The organism is Exiguobacterium sp. s122, assembly GCF_018618475.1.
GTDB lineage: Bacteria > Bacillota > Bacilli > Exiguobacteriales > Exiguobacteriaceae > Exiguobacterium > Exiguobacterium himgiriensis.
Map to the genome: position 1 here is coordinate 670023 of NZ_JACSMD010000001.1, position 20697 is coordinate 690719.

Below are 20697 nucleotides of genomic sequence, written 5' to 3' on the forward strand. Positions count from 1 at the left end.
AAATCAATTTTGAACGGTGACGGATGTCACAAGATAAAAATACTTGAGCGGTATCACGTTTTCATAAAGTGATTCCGCTTTTTTGCGTTTTTATGCGACTCTTGAGAAGCAACAAGTTTTTGCTGAAAAGCAATTTTCGCACCCTATAAAATATATTCATTATAGAAGGAATATAGTCCCGATTTTTTTTAAGTTTTACAGTTGCCCTCGCCGTTTGAGTGCGGTATTCTTAACCCTGCAACCAAAAAACGATTTAGAACTGATGTGGGGGATTTAGAATATGGAAGCGAACTATGAAGCTCTAATGACGCTACCCGAACCAGAATCTCCGCTCGCTGCGGAGCTCCACTACTATAGAGGTCGTCGCGCGTTACGAGAAGGTCGCCTAGATGAAGCGACTTTTTTCATGGCTGAAGCTACGGCTGCTGCCACACACCGCGTCGATTATCACAAACAGTACGCTGAACTGTTATTCGAAGTAGGAGAGGTCTACCACGCCAATGACGTGTGGAAACGGGTGCTACAACTCGATGATACGGCGACAGAGGCCCTTTACCACCTTGCGAGCAACTGTGCCTACATCTCACAATATGAGGAAGCTGCGACTTTTGCGAGCCGTTATCTTGAACGTGAAGCGAACGGCCCTTACGCGGAGTCGGTTCAGTCGCTCCTCGAACTGATTGAACTTGAGCAAGAGCTCGAGGACGAAGAAGAAGACGAATTGATCACATGGCATACGGAAGCGCAACGTCAAATCGACAAAGGCCGCCTGTTTGCCGCGAAGTCGACGCTTGAGCGGTTGATTGACCGTTATCCGACGTTTTGGCCAGGCTATAACAACTTGGCGGTCGTCCATTTCTATTTAGGGAACGACGAGACGGCGTTCGAGACACTCGAATATGTGCTTGATGAAAACCCGGGCAACTTACATGCAATTTTAAATACGATCTTGTTGCTCCATGAGGCTGGACAGTCCGAAGCGGCGCTTCATTTATCGGCCCCGCTGACACGCGTCCGTCCGCTTCAATTTGAAGTCCGCTATAAACTCGCGACGACGCTCGCGCTCGTCGGGCATTATGATCATGCCTACGAAGAACTTCGCCTTTTGAAAGAGCGGGGCTTCCGTGGGGATTCACTGTTTGGGCATTGGCTCAGCGTCTCCGCCTACAAGACCGGGCGTCTTGAAGAAGCGGCGACCTATTTGAATGGTGAGGAATTGAAACGCTTTGAAGAGAAGCAATCGTTCGATATCCGTGACAATCTCGAGTTCCGCTCGGCACTCGTCCAAGGGTTACGGCAAGAAGACGACTTGGCGCGAATCGAGATTATCCGCATCATTGCTAAGCTTGAAGACGACGAGGCGTTCGAGGCGCTCGCGCTGACGGCCACTGTCACGGACGATGAGACGGTCATCGCCTTCGCGAAGAAATGTCAGGCCGTCATCTGTGCCACACCGTTCACAGGCGACGCACGCATCGAGCGGGCGTATGAGGCGCTCGTCTTGGCCGAGCGTCACGTCTCAGAAGCGGAGCAGATGAGCTTAGAAGGCGACTTCTATGAGCGGTTCGCCCGCCTATTGCTCGGCAACTATTCATTTGACGACGTCACGGCATCGGCCGCGGCGCTCGTCTGGACGTTCTATGCGAAACGAGACGCGCTCGTTCTCGCGGACTGCGCCGACGTGTTCGGTGTCGATGTCTCGACGCTCACGGACACGATTCGTTCGTTCAAGCAGACAATCGAATAAGCATAAAGATAGACGATACCTCCCTAGGTTTCATATACTGAAGGCAATCAATTTCATGCAGAGGTGGAATCGTTATGACAGAAGAAAAAATCTATGACGTCATCATCATCGGGGCAGGCCCAGCCGGAATGACGGCGGCGCTTTACGCATCACGTGCGAACTTATCGACACTCATGATCGAGCGCGGCATCCCAGGTGGCCAGATGGCCAACACGGAAGACATCGAGAACTACCCAGGCTATGACAGCATCCTCGGTCCGGACTTGTCACAAAAGATGTTCGACCATTCGAAAGCGTTCGGCGCAGAATATGCGTACGGCGACGTCCAACGAATCTCGGACGAAACCGAATATAAAGTCGTCCACGCGCACAACCGCGACTATAAAGCACGAGCCATCATTCTCGCTTCAGGTGCACAATATAAAAAGATTGGCGTACCGGGTGAAGAAGAGCTCGGCGGTCGCGGCGTATCGTACTGTGCGGTCTGTGACGGTGCGTTCTTCAAAGGCAAGAACTTGTTCGTCATCGGCGGCGGGGACTCTGCGGTCGAAGAAGGTGTGTTCTTGACACGTTTCGCGGAGAAGGTGACAATCGTTCACCGTCGCGATGAGTTGCGTGCGCAGAAGATTCTTCAAAAGCGGGCGTTCGACAATCCGAAAATCGACTTCATCTGGAACCATACGCTCCAAGAGATTAAAGAAGTCGACGGCAAAGTCGGTGGCGCACGTCTCGTCAGCACGATTGACGGCACGGAGTCGGACTACGACATCGATGGCGTCTTCATCTATATCGGCATGAACCCGATCACCGGGTTCGTCCAAGATCTCGGCATCTTGAACGAACAAGGCTATATCGTCACGAACGAGGCGATGGAGACGAAGATTCCTGGAATCTTCGCTGCCGGCGACGTTCGCGACAAGACGCTCCGCCAAGTCGTCACCGCGACGAACGACGGATCGATTGCCGCGCAAAACGCGCAACATTATATCGAGGGTCTCCTCGAGGCGTTGCACGAACAAAACGCGTGATTCACCGGAGAAGGCATTGCGGGCGACCGCAATCCCTTCTCTTTTTTTCGAGCGTTCGCTATACTAAAGAGTGAAGAGTGCTACACACACGGCTCGGTTGTCAAAATTAAGGGGGCGTCATGGAGATGGAAGACTTTAAAGGATTAGAAGAATTGATCATCATCAGCGGGATGAGCGGGGCCGGGAAATCGGTCGCGATGAATAGTTTCGAGGACCTCGGCTATTTTTGCGTCGATAACTTGCCGCCGGTCTTATTGCCACAACTGATCGATGTCATCAGCTCGGTCCGTCCGAAAATCGCCGTCGCCATCGACACGCGGACGCGCGACTTCATCGATAGTTTGTTCATCGTCATCGATGATTTAGAACAGAAAAACGTACACCCGCACTTGCTTTACCTCGAGACGCGGGACGACGTGCTCGTCCGCCGCTATAAAGAGACGCGCCGGTCACATCCGCTCGCACCGGAAGACGCGCCGCTTGTCGGCATCAAAATGGAACGTGAACTGCTCGAAGGGTTCCGCGACCGGGCGCACACGCTCTACGACACGAGCGATTTGAAACCGCAGATGCTCAAGGACCGGATCTTACTCCAGTTCAACGAGGAGCGCATCCCGTTCACCGTCAACTTCATGTCGTTCGGGTTCAAGCACGGCGTGCCGCTCGACATCGACTTGTTGTTCGACGTCCGCTTCATCACGAACCCGTTCTATATCCCGGAGCTTCGTCCGCTCACGGGCCAGACGAGCGAAGTGCAAGACTACGTCATGTCGCACCCTGAGGCGCGGGCGTTTTGGAAGAAGTTGATCGATATGCTCGAATTCCTCTTGCCGCAGTATAAGCGTGAAGGAAAGACGCAAGTCGTCGTCGCGTTCGGTTGTACGGGCGGGAAGCACCGCTCGATCACGTTCGCCGAAAAAGTATCGGAACATTTCGCGGAGCGCTATAACGTCAAGACCGTCCATCGCGACTTAGCGCACGCGACGAAGGAGAAATAAGATGAGACGCGATCGGAAAGTTGTCGCCATCGGCGGCGGTACCGGATTATCGACGCTCGTCCGCGGATTGAAGCACTATCCGCTCGACATCACGGCGATCGTCACGGTCGGGGATGATGGCGGGAGCTCGGGACGGCTCCGCGACGAGTTTCATATGTTGCCCCCGGGCGACATTCGAAACGTCATTCTCGCCTTATCCGAAGTCGAGCCGCTCATGGACAAGATTTTACAGTATCGGTTCGATAGCGGGTACGGCCTTGAAGGCCACTCCCTCGGCAACCTTATGCTGACGGCGGCGACGCACATTTGTGAAGGTTCGTTCGTCAAGGCGGTCGACGTCTTGTCACAGCTGTTGAACGCGCAAGGCCGGGTGCTCCCGGTCACGGAGACGCTCATGACGCTCGCGGCCGAGTTCGAAGACGGGACAATCGTGAAAGGCGAGTCGAAGATTCCGCTCGTCGAGAAGCCGATTAAGCGACTGTTCTTGCTCGAGGACGGCATCAAGCCGGCATCGGGTGTCGTTGAAGCGATTCATGAGGCGGACGTCATCGTACTCGGACCGGGTAGTCTCTATACGAGCATCATCCCGAACTTGTTAATTCAAGAAGTGCGCGACGCTATCGTCGAGGCGGGTGTGCCGGTCGTCTATATTTGTAACGTCATGACGCAACCAGGCGAGACGAAAGGCTACGATGCGATGAAGCATTTGAAGGCGATTGAGGCGTATCTCGGCAAACCGTCGATTGATACGATTGTCGTCAACAACGAGCCGATCGAGGACACGTATTTAGAACGTTATCTCGAGGACGGCTCCGAAGAGGTCCGCTTCGACCGTAAGAAGCTTCGTAATTACGGCACGAACGTCCTCGCGGGCGACATCGTCGATTACAACCGTGACTACATCCGTCACGACTCGGACGCGATTGCTGGGCTCGTCATGCAACGTGTCCTCCGTATTAAGAAACCACGCTCGTTCCAAGAGCTTGAATTAAAATAGAACGATTGATCAAGAAAGGAGGGGAATGAGATGAGCTTTGCTTCAGACGTCAAAAAAGAATTGACCCAATTGACCGTCACCGACGCCGAGGCGAAAGCGGAACTGTCCGCCCTCGTCCGGATGAACGGTGTCATCTCGCTCGCCCTCGGACGCGGGATGACGCTCGACGTCTCGACGGAGAACGCCGCCATCGCCCGACGGATTTATTCCCTGATGAAACGGCTGTATGACCATCACCTCGACTTGTTCGTCCGTAAGAAAATGCGGCTGAAGAAGAACAACGTCTACATCGTCCGCGTCTCCCAGCACGCCGAGACGATGCTAAAAGACCTTGAGATTCTCGGGGAGCAATATGAGATGATTCGGACGCTCAACTCGGACATGACGCGTGACGAGAACTTGGCCCGTGCGTATTTGCGAGGCGCGTTCCTCGCCGGTGGCTCAATCAACCATCCGAAGACGTCATCGTATCACCTCGAGGTGTATAGCTTGTATGAGAACCATAACCAGGCACTCCGAGACCTTGCCAACCGATTCGGGTTGAACGCGAAAACGCTCGAACGCAAAAAAGGGCATATTCTCTATATCAAGGAGAGCGAGAAAATCTCCGACTTCTTGAAACTTGTCGGGGCGACGCGCGGGATGCTTGATTTCGAGGACGCCCGCATCATCAAGGATATGCGCAACTCGGTCAACCGGCTCGTCAACTGCGAGACGGCCAACTTGAACAAGACGGTCGGGGCGGCACTCCGCCAAGTCGAGAACATCAAGTATCTTGAGCGGACGGTCGGTCTCGAAGTGCTACCGACGAAGCTCCGCGAGATCGCTGAACTGCGTGTCACACATCAGGACGTCTCGCTTCAAGAACTCGGCGAGATGCTCGAGACGGGACCGATCTCGAAGTCGGGCATCAACCACCGGCTCCGGAAAATCGACCAGATTGCCGAGAAAGTCCGAAAGGGCGAAGAAATCGGCTCCTCGTGACACCGGTTGCGCCAAAACCATTCTTCCTATATAATTAGCAATTGTGTATAGGATTTTGAAAAGCGAACTAAAGGAGCTTTATGATTATGGCGAATGATAAGAAACGACTTTCGCTCACGATCGACGCTGAGCTTGACCGCGTCATCACCGAGCGTGCAAAAGAAATCGGGATTCCAAAAAGTGCACTCGTGACGTTTGCGACGAGCCTTTTCCTCAACCAACTTCGGGCAGAAGAGATGCTCTCAGGCAACACGAACGCAATCTATCAAGTCATCCGGAAGGACTACGAGTTGCTCACAAGTGTCCGCAACTTAGATAACTAAGCGAAAGGCTGACTGCGGTCAGCCTTTTTTGGTTGCATCCGTCTGTGAAATTTGGAATAGTGGAGATATTGAATCGATAGGAGGTCGATGGAATGGGTCAAATCTTGCTCATCTTGTTGTTACAACTACTATACGTCCCGGTGCTCACCCTCCGGACGATCATGCTCGTCAAAGGGAAGACGGTCATCGCCGGAATGTTTGGGACGCTCGAGACGCTCATCTACATCTTTGCGCTCGGGATCGTATTCCAAGATTTGACGACGATCGGGATGGTCGTCTACGCCGTCGGTTTCGGGCTTGGTATTCTCGTCGGTGGATTCGTCGAGCGGAAGCTCGCAATCGGGTACAACATGATTCAAGTGCACACGCAAGAATTCCCGGCCGAGCTCATCCAAAAGATGCGCGACAGCGGTTATGGGGTGACCCATTATCAAGGGCAAGGACGTGACGGTGTCCGCTATCGCCTCGACGTGTTGGCAGCTCGAACGCGCATGAAAGAGTTGCGGCAGCTCGTCGAAGACCACGAGCCGAAAGCGTTCCTCGTCGCATTCGATCCGATCGACTTTAAAGGCGGTTATATGATGAAAGGGCTCCGTCGGCCGAAATGACAAGGGAGACTCACGGAAAGTGGGTCTTTTTTTGTTGGAACGGGAATAGGACACAAAGGAGTGGGGCGAATGAGACGAAAGACGATGTGGTTTTGGGTAATTGTACTGGTGCTCGCTGGAGGGATTGTATACGGGCTGTCGTTTTGGCAGACGTCTTCTAGCACGAAACCGCCGCTTCCGACGGTCAAGGTCGGGTCGGTGACGGCCGAAGTGAAGCAGTCGACGTACTGTTGGTCGAACGGAAGTGAGGCCGTCTGCGAAGATCACGCCTTGCCGGAGCCGGACGACTTGCAGCTTGTGACGGTCGAGCCCGGTGCGCGCATCGACATCTCGTTCCATGAAACACCGGACAATGAGACGTTTCATCAAATCGTGGACGGGGAGCTCGTACTGGCCGAACGAATCGTCCCGAATGAACCGGGCGTATACCTGTTTGAGACCGGCGGGGACTGGGCGAACGGAGATAGCCGTTACGTGTTCGGGGTCGAAGTCGAAGAATAAAGAAGTTGACCTGTCCGTTACGGGTGGATGTACAGTAAGAGTAGGAAGGGGGGAAGTAAATGATTCAAATTGGAAAAGTCGCACATTTGACGGGGCTTTCCATAAAAGCAATCAAGTGGTATGAAGCGAAAGGACTTGTCCAACCGACTCGACTCGATAATCAATATCGACTATACGGGATGGAAGAAATTCGACGTTTAAACGAGATTCGATTGTTGCGTCAAATGGGGGTATCCATTGAAGCGATGCAGACGACAGAGCGTTTTGAAACGCTACTTTCGCAACGATTAGAAGAAGTTCGACTCGAAATGAGGACACTTCGATTGATTGAACAACAAATTAAATGGATGCAGACAGGAGGGGATTCGATGAACATTCGATACGAGACATGGGATCAACCAAAATACGTGAATGGCTATCAGACTGAACTCACGAAAATTCCGGAGGCGTGGATGAGGCTCAATCGAGAGTTAGGGACGGATGAGTCATACGGAGTGTGCATCGCAAAAGAAGATACGTATGTAGCGGCAACGACAGGAGCATTGTCAGGTAAGGATTGTCGCCGAGTTGAATTGACGGCAGGACGTTATATTGTGGCAACAGTTGAAGGTGGAATAGCTGCTATTCCCTCAACGTACAACCGTTTATTAACGTTACCAGATGTGATGTTACGTGATGCGGTCGACTTTGAACGTTATATCCACGGACAAGGTGGCGCGGATGATTTAATTGAAGTGTGGATTCCCGTCCAATAAGAACATGCATCTCGATGATTGGCTCTCCAAACGTTGGCATTTTTCCATGTTTAGAGAACCGTTCAACCGAGATGCATCTTTTTTTTAAAATCAGAACCAGTCCCGGGCGACGTCCCACGTCTGGTTCGGAAACCGTCGGCGCGTATCGTCACGTGCTTGTTGGACCGATGTCTCGTCTTGGTGGACCGCATCGTAACAATAGAGTCCGTTCGCGAGTTCGACCCGGTTCGTGATTGTCACTGCGACCGACACTTGATTCGGCGGTAGCGCGAGGGTGAATCGTAAAAAGTCGTCAGGCGGTAAATACAGTTTCGTATAAAGCGCCACCAAGCCTGACGCTCGAATCGCGACTAATACGGGGGCCTGACCGAGGTTGATCGTGAGCGTCTTGATTTTCGAGAACGACATGTGGGCGGGAATGAGTTCCGTTTGTCGTTCGACCGGTAACACCTCGGTCGGATGTAAAAACTTCTGCTCGGTCAAGGCGAGAAACGCGTGATTGGATACCGGACGGCTGAACAAGAATCCTTGAATCGTCGTGACGCCATGGTCACGTAACCAAGCAAGATCTCGGAAACATTCCACGCCTTCTACGACGACGTGCATCGTGAACTCTTTGGCGATGAACATGAGGCTGCGGACGATCGCCTGTGATTTCGTGTTTTGATGAATCCCATGCGCAAAGACACGGTCGATTTTAATCGTTTGCACGTTATAGTCCTGCACATAGGCCAAAGATGAATAGCCTTTGCCGAAGTCGTCAAACGAGATGCGGACGCCATATGCGTTCAGCTCATCAAACACCTGTTTCATCCGTGGGCGATTATCCAGTAGCGTCGACTCGGGAATCTCGATTTCAAGTAAGGACGGTGTGAGTCCGTTCGCTTCAATCGATTGGCGTAAGACGGCCAAGTAGTCGTCCCGATAGAAATATTGGACCGGCACGTTGATTGAGATGGGGATATCGGCAGCCATTCGTTTCAAAAAGCTACATACTTCTGAAATCAAAAAGTCGGTCAATTCGACGTATTGATTGTTGTGCTCAATCAACGGGATGAACTCGGCAGGGGAAACGGCTCCCCATCTTGGGTGGGTCCAGCGCATCAATGCCTCCGCCCCAATGATTTCACCCGACCAGGCGTCGACTTTCGGCTGGTACACGACATAAAACTCGCGTTGTTTGATGGCCGTCCGTAAATCATTAATCAGCTCATAGCGACGTAGGGAAGGAATATCGACTTTGGACGAATAGAGCTCCACATAGGGCGCCCCTTGAGCGAACGCATAGTTCGTGACGTGCACCGTATGTTTGATTAAGTCGTTCGCCGTCTTCCCGTCCCGTGGCGATCGACAAACCCCGACGGAAATCGTCGTGAAGATTTCATAATTCCCGATGACGAACGGCTGCTCCGCTAATTCCGTCACGCGCTTCCCGAACTGGCGCGCTTCTTCGTCTGTCCACGCACTCGGAATCACGATCGCGTTCAAGTCCTCCCCGATGAGGGCGAGCATCGCTTGGTCCGGGATGAGTTGTTGTAGGGCGGCCGTCGTAACGGCACGCCATTCGTCGGCAAACTCAAAGCCGAGTGTTTGGGAGACTTCCTTATGATGGTTGAACGAGACGCCGATCATCGTGACCGGGGTGTGATTGGTTAACAACGTATGGACATGTTCGGTCAACGTCTCTCGATTGGCGACGCCCGTGACCGGATCGACCGTCCGGAGCTCTGTGATTTTTTCTTGTTGTTCATGGAGACGGGTGATGTTTTTAAACATCGACCGATAACCGGTGACACGTTTCGTTTCGTCAACTATTGGCTCGCGGCGTTCCTCCACCCAGACGAGTTCGCCTTTTACGTATACCCGATACACGTAAGTGTCGGCTTTTCCGGCGAGTGACTCCTCACGCGAGGCGAGCAACAAGTCGAGATCGTCCGGATGAATCAAGTCTCTCCAAAACTCGGGCGTTAAAGCCGGTAGTTCTGACGTGTACCCCATCATGGTGAAGAGTCCAGGCGACATATACCGAAACGACTCCGTCTGAAAGTCATATTCCATCATCGCGGCTTCGACGAATTGACTCAATTGTTCAATCGTTGTCTGATCGCTCGACGTGGAGCGTGATGAATCGATGACGGCGAACGTCAACACTTTCCGATTCGTCGACAAGTGGCTCTTGACGAGAAACGAGCGGTACTGGGCCGTCTGAAGGTGAAAGATCCGCACAGTCGATTCCCGCGTGTACGTCTTTGGATCGATCATCAGTTGACCCAGGTCAGCCAAATACGCATTCAAGTCGTCCGGATGGAGCATCTGCTTGAACAGTTGGGGCGTATAATTGGAAAAATCGGTCTCGGTCAGACCGAACATCGCTTCGAGCGACCCGAACGTCGTGAACGCATTGTTGCTCAAATTGAATTCGAATAAGGCGAGTCCATCGATGCTCCCAAAGATGTGACGATACGCATCAAAGCGGACGCGTTCTTCTTGCAACTGAATCGAGTCCGTCATCGATTTGACGATTCCGATGACGAGCCGTTCAGACGCTTTGACAGGGGCGGGCAAGTGGGTGATGGAAAAATGGTGTGTTCCTTCGCCAAACGTGCACGTCACCTCGGACGTAACCCGTTCTCCTTGAGAGGCTCGCGCCTGGGCGTCCCGAATCGTTGACCAGGTCTTCTCCCACATCGGCTCGGTAAAGAAGTCATCGCGCGTCTTACGGAAAAGCTTTCGGAAGGAGGGGTTCGTGTAGCGCTGCTCAAACGTCGCCGTGGCAATGAAAATCGCTTCTGGCGATTGCTCCATATACTGGACGAGGTGTGCCCACTCGCTCACAGTGTTAGATGTTTGATTCGCGACATAATTTAAGAATTTTTTCAAAATATGCCTCCATTCATGGAATAAAAAGTCTTGAACACCACTCTTTAACATTATAAAACGTCCTCTTATAAAATTGGGTCAATACATGAAGAGACGACACATTGAATGTTGACACAAAAAGACACATGTACAAGTGTACATGTGTCGAGGTAATTAACGTGACATCACTTTGTCGATAAGACCGTAGTCTTTCGCTTGGTCAGCTGACATGAAGTAATCGCGCTCTGTGTCGCGTTCAATCACTTCAAGTGGCTGGCCCGTGTTGTCGGCCATGATTTGGTTCAACTTCTCACGCATCTTGATGATGCGCTCGGCATGGATCTTGATGTCCGAAGCTTGACCTTGTGTGCCGCCGAGCGGTTGGTGAATCATGATCTCCGCGTTCGGAAGCGCGAAGCGTTTACCTTTTTCGCCGGCTTGAAGCAAGAAGGCACCCATCGATGCGGCCATTCCGATACAAATCGTCGACACGTTCGGTTTGATGAAGTTCATCGTGTCGTAAATCGCCATCCCAGAAGTGATCGAACCACCCGGGCTGTTGATGTAAAGCGAGATGTCTTTATCAGGGTCCTCCGCTGCAAGGAAGAGAAGCTGTGCGACGATTGAGTTGGCGACATTGTCGTCAATCGCACTTCCGAGCAAGATAATACGGTCTTTAAGCAAGCGTGAGTAAATGTCATATGCGCGTTCCCCACGACCTGTTTGTTCGATAACTGTTGGAATTAACATTGAATCTGCCTCCTTTTATGTAGGTTGTAAACATATCATACCGCTATAGTCAATGTTGGTCAAACGATAGTCATCGTTTTTCACCTATTCCACGATTCGAATGTGCTGAAACGAAAAAAGGGGTCAGGCGTTTGCCTGACCCCTTACGTATGATACACCCGGAGAGATTCGAACTCCCGACACCTGGCACCGGAAACCAGTGCTCTATCCCCTGAGCTACGGGTGCATGTTCTCTGACACGATTTATTATACATTTGTTTTTTTAAAAAAGCAATCCTGTTTCCCGACCTTTTTTTGAAGCGGCATGGAGGCGCTTCCGCTACAATAGAAGGCGAGAGGAGTGACCGTTATGCATCGACACGTTCAACATCAAGTGCAGCAACAACAATTGACGCAAGACATGTTGCGGCGCCTGCCTGTGTTAGAGGCGGACCGGGCTGCTGTCGTGTTCCAGCTCGGCCGACTCGCACGGCGGACCGGCCATGCGGCCAGTGGGAACGGCATGGTCGAGTGGATCGCCGACGCGGGGGCCGGCTTTGAGGCGCGCTTGTTCGAGCAAATCGAGGAAGGGAGCGGGACTGAAGCGGAGAAAGCACTGCAACGTCAGCTCGTCATCGCGCTCGACCATCGCGGCTTATTGCCTGAGAGGGATGCGTTGCTTTCCGAGCGGTTCGGCGTGGAAGTTGAGGCGATTGAAGGGGCGCGCCGGGCGCTGTTATTTTTAGAACCGACGGGTGTCGGAGCGAAGAATGAACGCGAATGCCAATACCGTCACGCCATCGAGCACGACGACCCGCTCGTCTTGGACGTGTTCGAGGCGCTCGAGGCGGGAGTGGAGGACGTTCCAAGCTTCCTCGAGATCAGTGCGTCTGAGTTCGACCGAATCACGCGCTTAATCGCGACTTTGCCAAAAGTACCGCTATTATATGAAGAAACTGAACAAGTCTTTCCCGAGCTCGAGGTAAGGCGGGAAGACGGACAACTCGTCACGACGTGGTTGACGCCGACGCTCGATGTTGAAGCGACTGACCCAGAAGTGAAATGGTGGCATGACACGCTCGCGATGCGGACGAAGACGTTGCAGGCGATTTGGGACGTCATCGCCGAATGGCAGGCCGATTGGTTGAACGGCGAACTCGTGTTGCATCCGTTGACTCGAAAAGAAGTTGCCGCGCAAATCAATAAACACGAGTCGACAGTTGGCCGAGCGATTCAACAGAAGTTTGTTCGGACGGAGAATGGCATGATGGCGTGGCGTGATTTTTTCGTCCGCGGGACAGAACGGGGGCAGTCTCCGTTCATGATTAAACGGGCGATCGCCGAGTTGATCCGTTCCGAGACGGCGCCGCTGAGCGATCAAGCGTTATGCGAGGCGCTTTCGAATAAAGGGTATCATGTGACGAGACGGACGGTCGCCAACTATCGGGAAGCGCTCGGCTTCGGCAACTCGCGTGAACGGGAACGACAACTATGGAAAGGGGAGAGATGAATGAAGCTGACACTTTACCGACGTGACAATTGTTCGCTCTGTGAGGAGGCGCTCATCATGCTCGAATGGTTACGGGAAGACTATCCGTTCGAGCTCGAGCAAATCGACATCACGACGGATGAGACGCTCGAGGCCAAATACTTGTATGAGATTCCGGTCGTGGTACACGAAGGGCATGTCATAAGTCAAGGACGATACGATGACAGCAAAGTTGAAGATTTTGTTAAGTATACGCTTACATCGAAAAAAAACGTTTAGAGGGGTTGCAAGACGGAAAAGTGATTGATAAGATGAACTCGTAGCGGTGGGACGTAAAAATGAAAGTGGGACAAAAAATGTCCATACTAATGTCGAGGGGGAATTGAGGTATGATCCAGCAACTGATTCATGTTCAGAAGCAAATCGTCCCAGACCTGCTCGACACGCTCCGACATCGTTACGACATCTTACATTATGTCCGGTTAATGCAGCCAATCGGCCGCAGGACATTAGCCACGAGCCTCGGGCTGACAGAACGCATCTTAAGGCGAGAAGTCGACTTCTTGAAAGACCAAGGTCTGCTCGCAGTCGCTACTCAAGGGATTTCCCTTACGGAATCGGGCCGAAACGTTCTCCGGGACTTGCACGAAGTCATGGGCGAGATTCTCGGAATCTCCGAAGTCGCACGAGAACTCGAACAAAAATTGGGCGTTCGCCAAGTCGTTATCGTTCCGGGAGATTCGGACGAGACGTTCTGGGTCCAGCGAGATATCGGTCGGGCCGCCGTCACGCAGTTAAAAGCGCGACTGGCACCGGATGATAATATCATCGCGGTCACAGGCGGGACGACGATGGCATCTGTCGCGGCGATGATGTCGCCCGATAAGAAAGAACGGCCGATGCATTTCGTGCCGGCGCGCGGCGGGCTCGGTGAGACGCTTGAACTGCAAGCGAACACCGTCTGTTCAAGGATGGCGGACCGGGCCCACGCAGACTATCATTTGCTCCATATTCCGGACGAAGTGTCGCAGGAGACGTTCGAACGAATGGTGGAGGAACCTAGCATAAAAAATGTGCTGGAAATGATTAGAGCGGCGCGAATCGTGGTACATGGAATTGGTGAGGCTGAAACGATGGCAAAACGCCGTCGCGCCACACCGGAGCATTTGCAGATGATCGAACGGCATGAAGCCGTCGCCGAAGCGTTTGGCTATTATTTCAACGCGGAAGGTGAAATCGTGCATCGGGTCAAGACCGTCGGCATTCAATTAGAAGAGCTCGACAACATGGACACCGTCATCGCGGTCGCTGGAGGGAAATCGAAAGCGCAGGCGATCGCTGCATATGCGAAACATACGCCGAACATCATCCTCGTCACGGACGAAGGTGCGGCAACAGAATTATTAACGTGTTATTAAAGAGTTGACCCCCGTTGGCTCTTCAATAAATAGCTTCTACCCTAAGGAGGAAATTAACATGGCAGTAAAAGTTGGTATTAACGGATTTGGACGTATCGGTCGTTTAGCATTCCGCGAGATCATCAAAAACGAAGGAATCGAAGTTGTTGCAATCAACGACTTGACTGACACGAAGATGCTTGCTCACCTTCTCAAGTACGACACGACGCAAGGTCGTTTCGACGGAGACGTTGAAGTACATGACGATCACTTCCTCGTAAACGGCGAGAAAGTTCTTACACTTGCAAACCGCAACCCAGAAGAACTCCCATGGGGCGAGCTCGGTGTTGACATCGTTCTCGAATGTACTGGATTCTTCACAGACAAAGAGAAAGCGGAGCTTCACTTGAAAGCTGGCGCGAAAAAAGTTGTCATCTCGGCACCAGCTACAGGTGACATGAAGACTGTTGTTTACAACACGAACCACGAAATCCTCGATGGTACAGAGACAGTGATCTCTGGTGCTTCATGTACGACAAACTGCTTGGCGCCAATGGCGAAAGTTCTCCAAGACCAGTTCGGAATCGTTGAAGGTCTCATGACGACGATCCACGCTTACACAGGCGACCAAAACACGCTTGACGCGCCACACCCGAAAGGTGACTTCCGTCGTGCGCGTGCGGCAGCAGCAAACATCGTACCGAACACGACTGGTGCAGCGAAAGCGATCGGCCTCGTTATCCCAGAACTTCAAGGTAAACTTGACGGTGCGGCACAACGTGTACCAGTTGCAACAGGATCACTCACAGAACTCGTAACAGTTCTTGAGAAGACTGTATCAGTTGACGAAATCAACGCAGCAATGAAAGCAGCAGCGAACGAGTCTTACGGTTACACGGAAGACGAAATCGTTTCTTCTGACATCGTCGGCATCACGTACGGTTCACTCTTCGACGCGACGCAAACGAAAGTCATGACAGTTGGCGACAAGCAACTCGTTAAGACAGTTGCATGGTACGACAACGAAATGTCTTACACTGCACAATTGGTTCGCACACTCAAGCACTTCGCTGAAATCGCGAAGTAAGTTCGTGAACTAAATAGAATCAAATAGGAGCGGAAACAAGAGATTGTTCTCCGCTCTATTTATGAAATTGAAATGCACGACACATGGAGGCGAAGGTTATGAACAAAAAGTCTATTCGTGACATCGATGTAAAAGGGAAACGCGTCTTCTGCCGCGTTGACTTCAACGTTCCACTCAAAGATGGCGTCATCCAAGACGAGACGCGCATCCAAGCAGCGCTTCCGACGATCAAGCACTTGATCGACGGCGGTGCGAAAGTCATCTTGGCGAGCCACCTCGGCCGTCCGAAAGGTGAGAAGAATGCTGAGTTCTCACTCGCTCCGGTCGCGAAGCGTCTCGCTGAACTTCTCGGCAAAGACGTACCGCTCGTTGAAGAAGCGTACGGTCCGGTCGCGGAAGAAGCAGTCGCAAAACTCTCTGAAGGCGACGTCGTCGTCCTCGAGAACGTTCGTTTCTACCCAGGTGAAACGAAGAACGACCCGGAACTCGCAAAAGGATTCGCGGCGCTTGCTGACGTCTTCGTCAACGACGCGTTCGGTGCGGCACACCGTGCCCACGCTTCGACGGAAGGCATCGCGCAAAACGTCGACACGGCAGTTGCCGGTCTTTTGATGGAAAAAGAACTTGAAGTGCTCGGCAAGGCGCTCTCGAACCCAGATCGCCCGTTCACGGCCATCATCGGTGGTTCGAAAGTTGCTGACAAGATTGGGGTCATCGACCACCTTCTTGACATCGTTGACACACTCATCATCGGTGGCGGTCTCTCGTACACGTTCGCGAAAGCAAACGGACACGAAGTCGGGACGTCACTCCTTGAAGAAGACAAGCTCGACCTCGCACGTCAATTTATGAAAAAAGCAGAAGACAAAGGCGTGAAGTTCTTGATGCCAGTCGACTGCATCATCACGAAAGAATTCGGCGAAGAGACTTACGTCGGACCAGTCGATATCGACTCAATCCCTGCGGATCATATGAGCCTTGATATCGGACCGAAGACAGTCGAACTTTACGCGGAAGCGATTCGCGAATCGAAACTTGTCGTTTGGAACGGACCGATGGGCGTATTCGAACTCGATAAATACGCAAACGGGACGAAAGGTGTCGCCCAAGCACTCGCAGACAGCGACGCATATTCAATCATCGGTGGTGGGGACTCAGCTGCTGCAGCTGCCAAGTTTGGCCTTGCAGATCAAATGAGCCACATTTCAACTGGTGGTGGCGCTTCACTCGAATTCATGGAAGGCAAGAAACTTCCAGGCGTCGAGGCGCTTAACGACAAGTAAAACAGAGGAGGGTTATCGATGCGTAAACCGATTATTGCAGGTAACTGGAAAATGAACAAAACACTCTCGGAAGCTGTCGCTTTCGTGGAGGAAGTCAAAAACAACGTCCCGTCAACGGATAAAGTGGACGCGGCAATCGGCGCACCAGCTGTCTTCCTAGCTCCAATGGTAGAAGCAGCAAAAGGATCAGACTTGAAGCTTGGTGCTCAAAACATGTACGACAAAGACAGCGGGGCGTACACAGGTGAGACGAGCCCAGCGATGATCGCAGACCTCGGTGTGACGTACGTCATCCTTGGCCATTCAGAGCGTCGCGAGTACTTCGGTGAGTCGGATGCATTCATCAACAGCAAAACGAAAAAAGCGTTTGAACACGGTCTTACGCCAATCGTTTGTGTCGGTGAAACACTCGACGAGCGCGAAGGCGGCAAGTTCGAAGACGTGATCAAGACACAAGTCGAAGGTAGCCTCGCGGACCTCTCAGCTGACCAAGTGAAACAACTCGTCATCGCCTATGAGCCAGTTTGGGCGATCGGCACAGGGAAATCAGCGGACGAAGCAGACGCGCAAAGCTCATGTAAATATGTTCGTGACGTGGTAAAAGGTCTTTACGGCGAAGACGTAGCGGCTGCAGTACGCATCCAATACGGTGGTTCTGTAAAACCCGAGAACATCAAGGAGTATATGGCGCAAGAAGACATCGACGGCGCGCTCGTCGGCGGTGCTTCACTTGAAGCTGCTTCGTTCCTCAAGTTGTTGGAGGCGATTTAAATGGCAAGACCAGTCGCCCTCATCATCTTAGATGGCTTTGGTATGCGAGACGAGACGTTCGGTAACGCGGTCGCTGCGGCGAACAAACCGAACTTCGACCGCTACTGGGAGCAGTATCCACATACGCTCCTAAACGCGAAAGGCGAGTACGTCGGCCTTCCGGAAGGGCAGATGGGGAACTCAGAAGTCGGTCACTTGAATATCGGTGCCGGCCGAGTCGTCTATCAGTCACTTTCACGCGTCAACAACGCCATCAAAGACCGTTCACTCTTTGACCGCCAAGCAATGAACCATTTGGCCGGACATGTGAAGAAGTATGATTCGAATCTCCACATCATGGGCCTCGTCTCGGACGGTGGAATTCACTCACACATCAACCACATGTACGCCATCGTCGAGTTCGCGAAACTTCATGGCATTGAAAAAGTATTCATTCACGCTTTCACGGACGGCCGTGACTGTGATCCGAAATCAGGAGCCCGTTTCCTCGAAGAGACGGAAGCGAAGCTCGCTGAACTCGGTGTCGGTCAAGTCGCTAGCGTGTCTGGTCGCTACTATGCCATGGATCGCGATAACCGCTGGGAGCGCGTCGAGAAAGTATACGACGTCCTCGTCAACGGGAAAGGCGAAGTGGGCACGAGTGCGGTTGATGTCTTGAACAAGTCATATGCAGACGGCTTGACGGATGAATTCGTTCTTCCGACGGTCATCGAGAAAGACGGTCACCCGATTGCGACGATTCAAGACAACGACGCGATCATGTTCTTCAACTTCCGTCCGGACCGGGCGATTGAACTTGCGAAAGTGTTCAAAGAGAAGACCGGCTTCAAAGGCTTCGAACTTTCGAGCACACATCCACAGAACATCTTGCTCGTCTCGATGACGAAGTTCTCGGATGAAATCGATACGGACATCGTCTTTCCGCCAGAAGATTTGAAGAACACGCTCGGGGAAACACTCGCCGCGCAAGGGTACAAACAGCTCCGCGCCGCGGAAACTGAGAAATACCCACACGTCACGTTCTTCTTGAACGGACAACAAGAAACACCGTTTGAAGGCGAAGATCGTTTCCTCGTGCCGTCGCCGAAAGTCGCGACGTACGACTTGAAACCGGAAATGAGCGCATACGAGCTCACAGAAGGTCTCTTGGAGCGTATCGAGTCGGATACGTATGACGCATATATCATCAACTATGCGAACCCGGACATGGTCGGTCACTCGGGCATGCTCGAACCGACGAAGAAAGCAGTCGAAGTCGTCGACGAATGCCTCGGTAAAGTAGTGGACGCACTCATTGCCAAAGGCGGCGCGGCGATCATTACGGCGGACCACGGGAACGCTGACCTCGTCACGAACCCGGACGGCTCGCCAATGACGGCGCACACGACAGAACCTGTCCCATGTATCGTCACACAACATGGAGTAGAGCTGAAGCCAGCGCTCGAAGGCGCATTGGCTGACCTTGCCCCAACCCTTCTTCACCTTCTTGGTGGTGAACAACCGGCAGAAATGACCGGCACGTCAATCGTTAAGAAGTAAATCCGATTTCCAAACAAAAAGGAGCGAATCAATATGTCAATGATTACAGAAATTTACGCACGCGAAATTTTGGATTCACGCGGTAACCCAACAATCGAAGTAGAAGTCTTCACAGAAGACGGCGGTTTCGGCCGTGCCCTCGTCCCATCAGGCGCATCAACTGGTGAGCACGAAGCAGTCGAACTCCGTGATGGCGACAAGTCACGTTACCTTGGTAAAGGTGTACTCAAAGCCGTTGCGAACGTAAACGACACAATCGCACCAGAACTCATCGGTTACGATGTCTTCGATCAAAATGCACTCGATGCGAAAATGATCGAGCTCGACGGTACGAAAAACAAAGGCAAACTCGGCGCAAACGCGATCCTTGGTGTCTCTATGGCAGCAGCACACGCAGCAGCAGACGAGCTCGGCCTTCCACTTTACACGTACCTCGGTGGATTCAACGCGAAGACGCTTCCAACGCCAATGATGAACATCATCAACGGTGGTTCGCACGCGGACAACAACGTTGACTTCCAAGAGTTCATGATCATGCCTGTAGGCGCGCCATCGTTCCGCGAAGCGCTCCGCATGGGTGCAGAAGTATTCCACGCCCTCAAATCAGTTCTTTCTGGTATGGGTCTTAACACAGCTGTCGGTGACGAAGGTGGTTTCGCCCCAAACCTTAAGTCAAACGAAGAAGCAATCACAGTTATCCTTGAAGCGATCGAAAAAGCTGGTTACAAAGCTGGCGAAGACATCTACCTCGCAATGGACGTTGCGTCTTCTGAGTTCTACGACAAGTCGACTGGCAAGTACGAACTCGCTGGCGAAGGCAAGTCAATGACAACTGCTGAGCTCGTAGACTTCTACGCTGAACTCGTTGAGAAGTACCCAATCATCTCAATCGAAGACGGTTGCGACGAGAACGACTGGGATGGCTTCAAGCTTCTCACTGACAAAATCGGCCACAAAGTTCAACTCGTTGGAGATGACCTCTTCGTAACGAACACGGAGAAACTTGCTGAAGGTATCGAGAAAGGCATCTCGAACTCGATCCTCATCAAAGTTAACCAAATCGGTACGCTCACAGAAACATTCGACGCAATCGAAATGGCTAAAAAAGCTGGTTACACAGCTGTTATCTCGCACCGTTCTGGTGAAACAGAAGATGCGACAATCGCGGACATCGCGGTTGCGACAAACGCTGGTCAAATCAAGACTGGTTCGCTCTCGCGTACAGACCGTATCGCGAAGTACAACCAACTTCTCCGCATCGAAGACATGCTCGGCGATGTAGCGAAGTACGACGGTATCAAGTCGTTCTACAACCTCAAAAAATAATTGATTATTTTCAGGTCCGCCTCGTGCGGGCCTGTTTTTTGGTTTCAACCCGTTTTACAGCACTGAACTTCATCAGACGGCGGGACGCTTTCTTGGGTGATGCGAATGCCTCCGCAGCGCATGCGCGCTTTACGGGGTCATCCTTGCATCACTTTCCCCAAGGAGTCGCCCACCGTCTGATTCAGTCGCGTTTTACTCAATCATCTTTTCGAGGAGGCTCCATAGATTGCCAGCAGAAAGCATCGAGGCCGCTTGGACGGGTGTGGACGCTCTGTA

19 protein-coding genes and 1 tRNA gene are annotated in these 20697 nt (G+C 52.3%); 17 read left to right on the forward strand and 3 right to left on the reverse strand.

Annotation, left to right across the window (positions count from 1 at the left end; translation table 11 throughout):
• Positions 1 to 280 precede the first annotated feature (280 nt).
• The 9 genes from KNP92_RS03460 (at position 281) to KNP92_RS03500 (ending at position 7941) form a co-directional block, all read left to right on the forward strand.
• Positions 281 to 1747 carry a tetratricopeptide repeat protein gene (locus KNP92_RS03460; protein WP_251136382.1) on the forward strand — a complete coding sequence of 489 codons (1467 nt, stop codon included), beginning with the start codon at positions 281 to 283 and terminating at the stop codon, positions 1745 to 1747.
• Positions 1748 to 1821: 74 nt separating this feature from the next.
• Positions 1822 to 2775 carry a thioredoxin-disulfide reductase gene (gene trxB / locus KNP92_RS03465; protein WP_214837194.1) on the forward strand — a complete coding sequence of 318 codons (954 nt, stop codon included), beginning with the start codon at positions 1822 to 1824 and terminating at the stop codon, positions 2773 to 2775.
• Positions 2776 to 2900: 125 nt separating this feature from the next.
• Positions 2901 to 3773 (forward strand): RNase adapter RapZ, encoded by an 873-nt coding sequence (rapZ, locus tag KNP92_RS03470; RefSeq protein ID WP_214837196.1) that lies wholly within the window; start codon positions 2901 to 2903, stop codon positions 3771 to 3773.
• Between the two features lies 1 nt (position 3774).
• Positions 3775 to 4770, forward strand: a complete 996-nt coding sequence (locus tag KNP92_RS03475; RefSeq protein WP_214837199.1) for a gluconeogenesis factor YvcK family protein — start codon at positions 3775 to 3777, stop codon at positions 4768 to 4770.
• Positions 4771 to 4800: 30 nt separating this feature from the next.
• Positions 4801 to 5754 carry a DNA-binding protein WhiA gene (gene whiA, locus KNP92_RS03480; protein WP_214837202.1) on the forward strand — a complete coding sequence of 318 codons (954 nt, stop codon included), beginning with the start codon at positions 4801 to 4803 and terminating at the stop codon, positions 5752 to 5754.
• 86 nt (positions 5755 to 5840) lie between these two features.
• A complete protein-coding gene (locus KNP92_RS03485) occupies positions 5841 to 6077 on the forward strand; it encodes a hypothetical protein (protein ID WP_024370426.1) in 237 nt (78 codons plus the stop codon).
• 92 nt (positions 6078 to 6169) lie between these two features.
• A complete protein-coding gene (locus KNP92_RS03490) occupies positions 6170 to 6685 on the forward strand; it encodes a DUF2179 domain-containing protein (RefSeq protein ID WP_214837205.1) in 516 nt (171 codons plus the stop codon).
• A 69-nt stretch (positions 6686 to 6754) separates the two neighbouring features.
• A complete protein-coding gene (locus KNP92_RS03495) occupies positions 6755 to 7186 on the forward strand; it encodes a hypothetical protein (protein ID WP_251136383.1) in 432 nt (143 codons plus the stop codon).
• 59 nt (positions 7187 to 7245) lie between these two features.
• Positions 7246 to 7941, forward strand: coding sequence for a MerR family transcriptional regulator (locus tag KNP92_RS03500; protein WP_214837211.1), 696 nt, complete (start codon positions 7246 to 7248; stop codon positions 7939 to 7941).
• 90 nt (positions 7942 to 8031) lie between these two features.
• Here the strand turns inward: KNP92_RS03500 and KNP92_RS03505 are convergent, their stop codons facing one another.
• From KNP92_RS03505 to KNP92_RS03515, 3 genes are all read right to left on the reverse strand, one after another.
• Positions 8032 to 10821, reverse strand: coding sequence for a sensor domain-containing protein (locus KNP92_RS03505; protein ID WP_214837214.1), 2790 nt, complete (start codon positions 10819 to 10821; stop codon positions 8032 to 8034).
• A gap of 153 nt (positions 10822 to 10974) precedes the next feature.
• Positions 10975 to 11550: an ATP-dependent Clp endopeptidase proteolytic subunit ClpP gene (clpP, locus tag KNP92_RS03510; protein ID WP_214837216.1), complete on the reverse strand. Its 576-nt coding sequence runs from the start codon at positions 11548 to 11550 to the stop codon at positions 10975 to 10977.
• A gap of 153 nt (positions 11551 to 11703) precedes the next feature.
• Positions 11704 to 11776: transfer RNA gene (locus KNP92_RS03515), tRNA-Arg, on the reverse strand.
• A gap of 123 nt (positions 11777 to 11899) precedes the next feature.
• Between KNP92_RS03515 and KNP92_RS03520 the strand changes: the two genes are divergently transcribed.
• The 8 genes from KNP92_RS03520 to eno all read left to right on the forward strand — a co-directional run bounded on the left by KNP92_RS03520 (position 11900) and on the right by eno (position 20421).
• Positions 11900 to 13039 (forward strand): RNA polymerase factor sigma-54, encoded by a 1140-nt coding sequence (locus KNP92_RS03520; protein ID WP_214837219.1) that lies wholly within the window; start codon positions 11900 to 11902, stop codon positions 13037 to 13039.
• Positions 13040 to 13297 carry a glutaredoxin family protein gene (locus KNP92_RS03525; protein WP_214837222.1) on the forward strand — a complete coding sequence of 86 codons (258 nt, stop codon included), beginning with the start codon at positions 13040 to 13042 and terminating at the stop codon, positions 13295 to 13297. It abuts the gene before it with no gap.
• A gap of 110 nt (positions 13298 to 13407) precedes the next feature.
• Positions 13408 to 14436 carry a sugar-binding transcriptional regulator gene (locus KNP92_RS03530; RefSeq protein WP_214837226.1) on the forward strand — a complete coding sequence of 343 codons (1029 nt, stop codon included), beginning with the start codon at positions 13408 to 13410 and terminating at the stop codon, positions 14434 to 14436.
• A 58-nt stretch (positions 14437 to 14494) separates the two neighbouring features.
• Entirely contained in the window at positions 14495 to 15502 is a 1008-nt protein-coding gene (gene gap / locus KNP92_RS03535; RefSeq protein ID WP_034806807.1) for a type I glyceraldehyde-3-phosphate dehydrogenase, read from the forward strand.
• A gap of 98 nt (positions 15503 to 15600) precedes the next feature.
• Positions 15601 to 16785 carry a phosphoglycerate kinase gene (locus KNP92_RS03540; RefSeq protein ID WP_214837239.1) on the forward strand — a complete coding sequence of 395 codons (1185 nt, stop codon included), beginning with the start codon at positions 15601 to 15603 and terminating at the stop codon, positions 16783 to 16785.
• An 18-nt stretch (positions 16786 to 16803) separates the two neighbouring features.
• A complete protein-coding gene (gene tpiA / locus KNP92_RS03545; protein WP_214837241.1) occupies positions 16804 to 17556 on the forward strand; it encodes a triose-phosphate isomerase in 753 nt (250 codons plus the stop codon).
• On the forward strand, positions 17557 to 19095 hold the full coding sequence (gpmI, locus tag KNP92_RS03550; protein ID WP_214837244.1) for a 2,3-bisphosphoglycerate-independent phosphoglycerate mutase: 1539 nt from the start codon (positions 17557 to 17559) through the stop codon (positions 19093 to 19095). It begins immediately after the preceding gene.
• A gap of 33 nt (positions 19096 to 19128) precedes the next feature.
• Positions 19129 to 20421, forward strand: a complete 1293-nt coding sequence (eno, locus tag KNP92_RS03555; protein ID WP_214837248.1) for a phosphopyruvate hydratase — start codon at positions 19129 to 19131, stop codon at positions 20419 to 20421.
• Positions 20422 to 20697 lie beyond the last annotated feature (276 nt).

What these genes read in the sequence shown, in the direction of transcription:
- KNP92_RS03525 (WP_214837222.1), top strand. Translation starts at nt 13,040, where the DNA reads ATGAAGCTGACACTTTACCGACGTGACAATTGTTCGCTCTGTGAGGAG.
- gpmI (WP_214837244.1), top strand. Translation starts at nt 17,557, where the DNA reads ATGGCAAGACCAGTCGCCCTCATCATCTTAGATGGCTTTGGTATGCGA.
- KNP92_RS03500 (WP_214837211.1), top strand. Translation starts at nt 7,246, where the DNA reads ATGATTCAAATTGGAAAAGTCGCACATTTGACGGGGCTTTCCATAAAA.
- KNP92_RS03485 (WP_024370426.1), top strand. Translation starts at nt 5,841, where the DNA reads ATGGCGAATGATAAGAAACGACTTTCGCTCACGATCGACGCTGAGCTT.
- KNP92_RS03495 (WP_251136383.1), top strand. Translation starts at nt 6,755, where the DNA reads ATGAGACGAAAGACGATGTGGTTTTGGGTAATTGTACTGGTGCTCGCT.
- rapZ (WP_214837196.1), top strand. Translation starts at nt 2,901, where the DNA reads ATGGAAGACTTTAAAGGATTAGAAGAATTGATCATCATCAGCGGGATG.
- KNP92_RS03540 (WP_214837239.1), top strand. Translation starts at nt 15,601, where the DNA reads ATGAACAAAAAGTCTATTCGTGACATCGATGTAAAAGGGAAACGCGTC.
- KNP92_RS03520 (WP_214837219.1), top strand. Translation starts at nt 11,900, where the DNA reads ATGCATCGACACGTTCAACATCAAGTGCAGCAACAACAATTGACGCAA.
- tpiA (WP_214837241.1), top strand. Translation starts at nt 16,804, where the DNA reads ATGCGTAAACCGATTATTGCAGGTAACTGGAAAATGAACAAAACACTC.
- gap (WP_034806807.1), top strand. Translation starts at nt 14,495, where the DNA reads ATGGCAGTAAAAGTTGGTATTAACGGATTTGGACGTATCGGTCGTTTA.
- KNP92_RS03460 (WP_251136382.1), top strand. Translation starts at nt 281, where the DNA reads ATGGAAGCGAACTATGAAGCTCTAATGACGCTACCCGAACCAGAATCT.
- KNP92_RS03530 (WP_214837226.1), top strand. Translation starts at nt 13,408, where the DNA reads ATGATCCAGCAACTGATTCATGTTCAGAAGCAAATCGTCCCAGACCTG.
- whiA (WP_214837202.1), top strand. Translation starts at nt 4,801, where the DNA reads ATGAGCTTTGCTTCAGACGTCAAAAAAGAATTGACCCAATTGACCGTC.
- KNP92_RS03490 (WP_214837205.1), top strand. Translation starts at nt 6,170, where the DNA reads ATGGGTCAAATCTTGCTCATCTTGTTGTTACAACTACTATACGTCCCG.
- clpP (WP_214837216.1), bottom strand. Translation starts at nt 11,550, where the DNA reads ATGTTAATTCCAACAGTTATCGAACAAACAGGTCGTGGGGAACGCGCA.
- eno (WP_214837248.1), top strand. Translation starts at nt 19,129, where the DNA reads ATGTCAATGATTACAGAAATTTACGCACGCGAAATTTTGGATTCACGC.
- KNP92_RS03475 (WP_214837199.1), top strand. Translation starts at nt 3,775, where the DNA reads ATGAGACGCGATCGGAAAGTTGTCGCCATCGGCGGCGGTACCGGATTA.
- trxB (WP_214837194.1), top strand. Translation starts at nt 1,822, where the DNA reads ATGACAGAAGAAAAAATCTATGACGTCATCATCATCGGGGCAGGCCCA.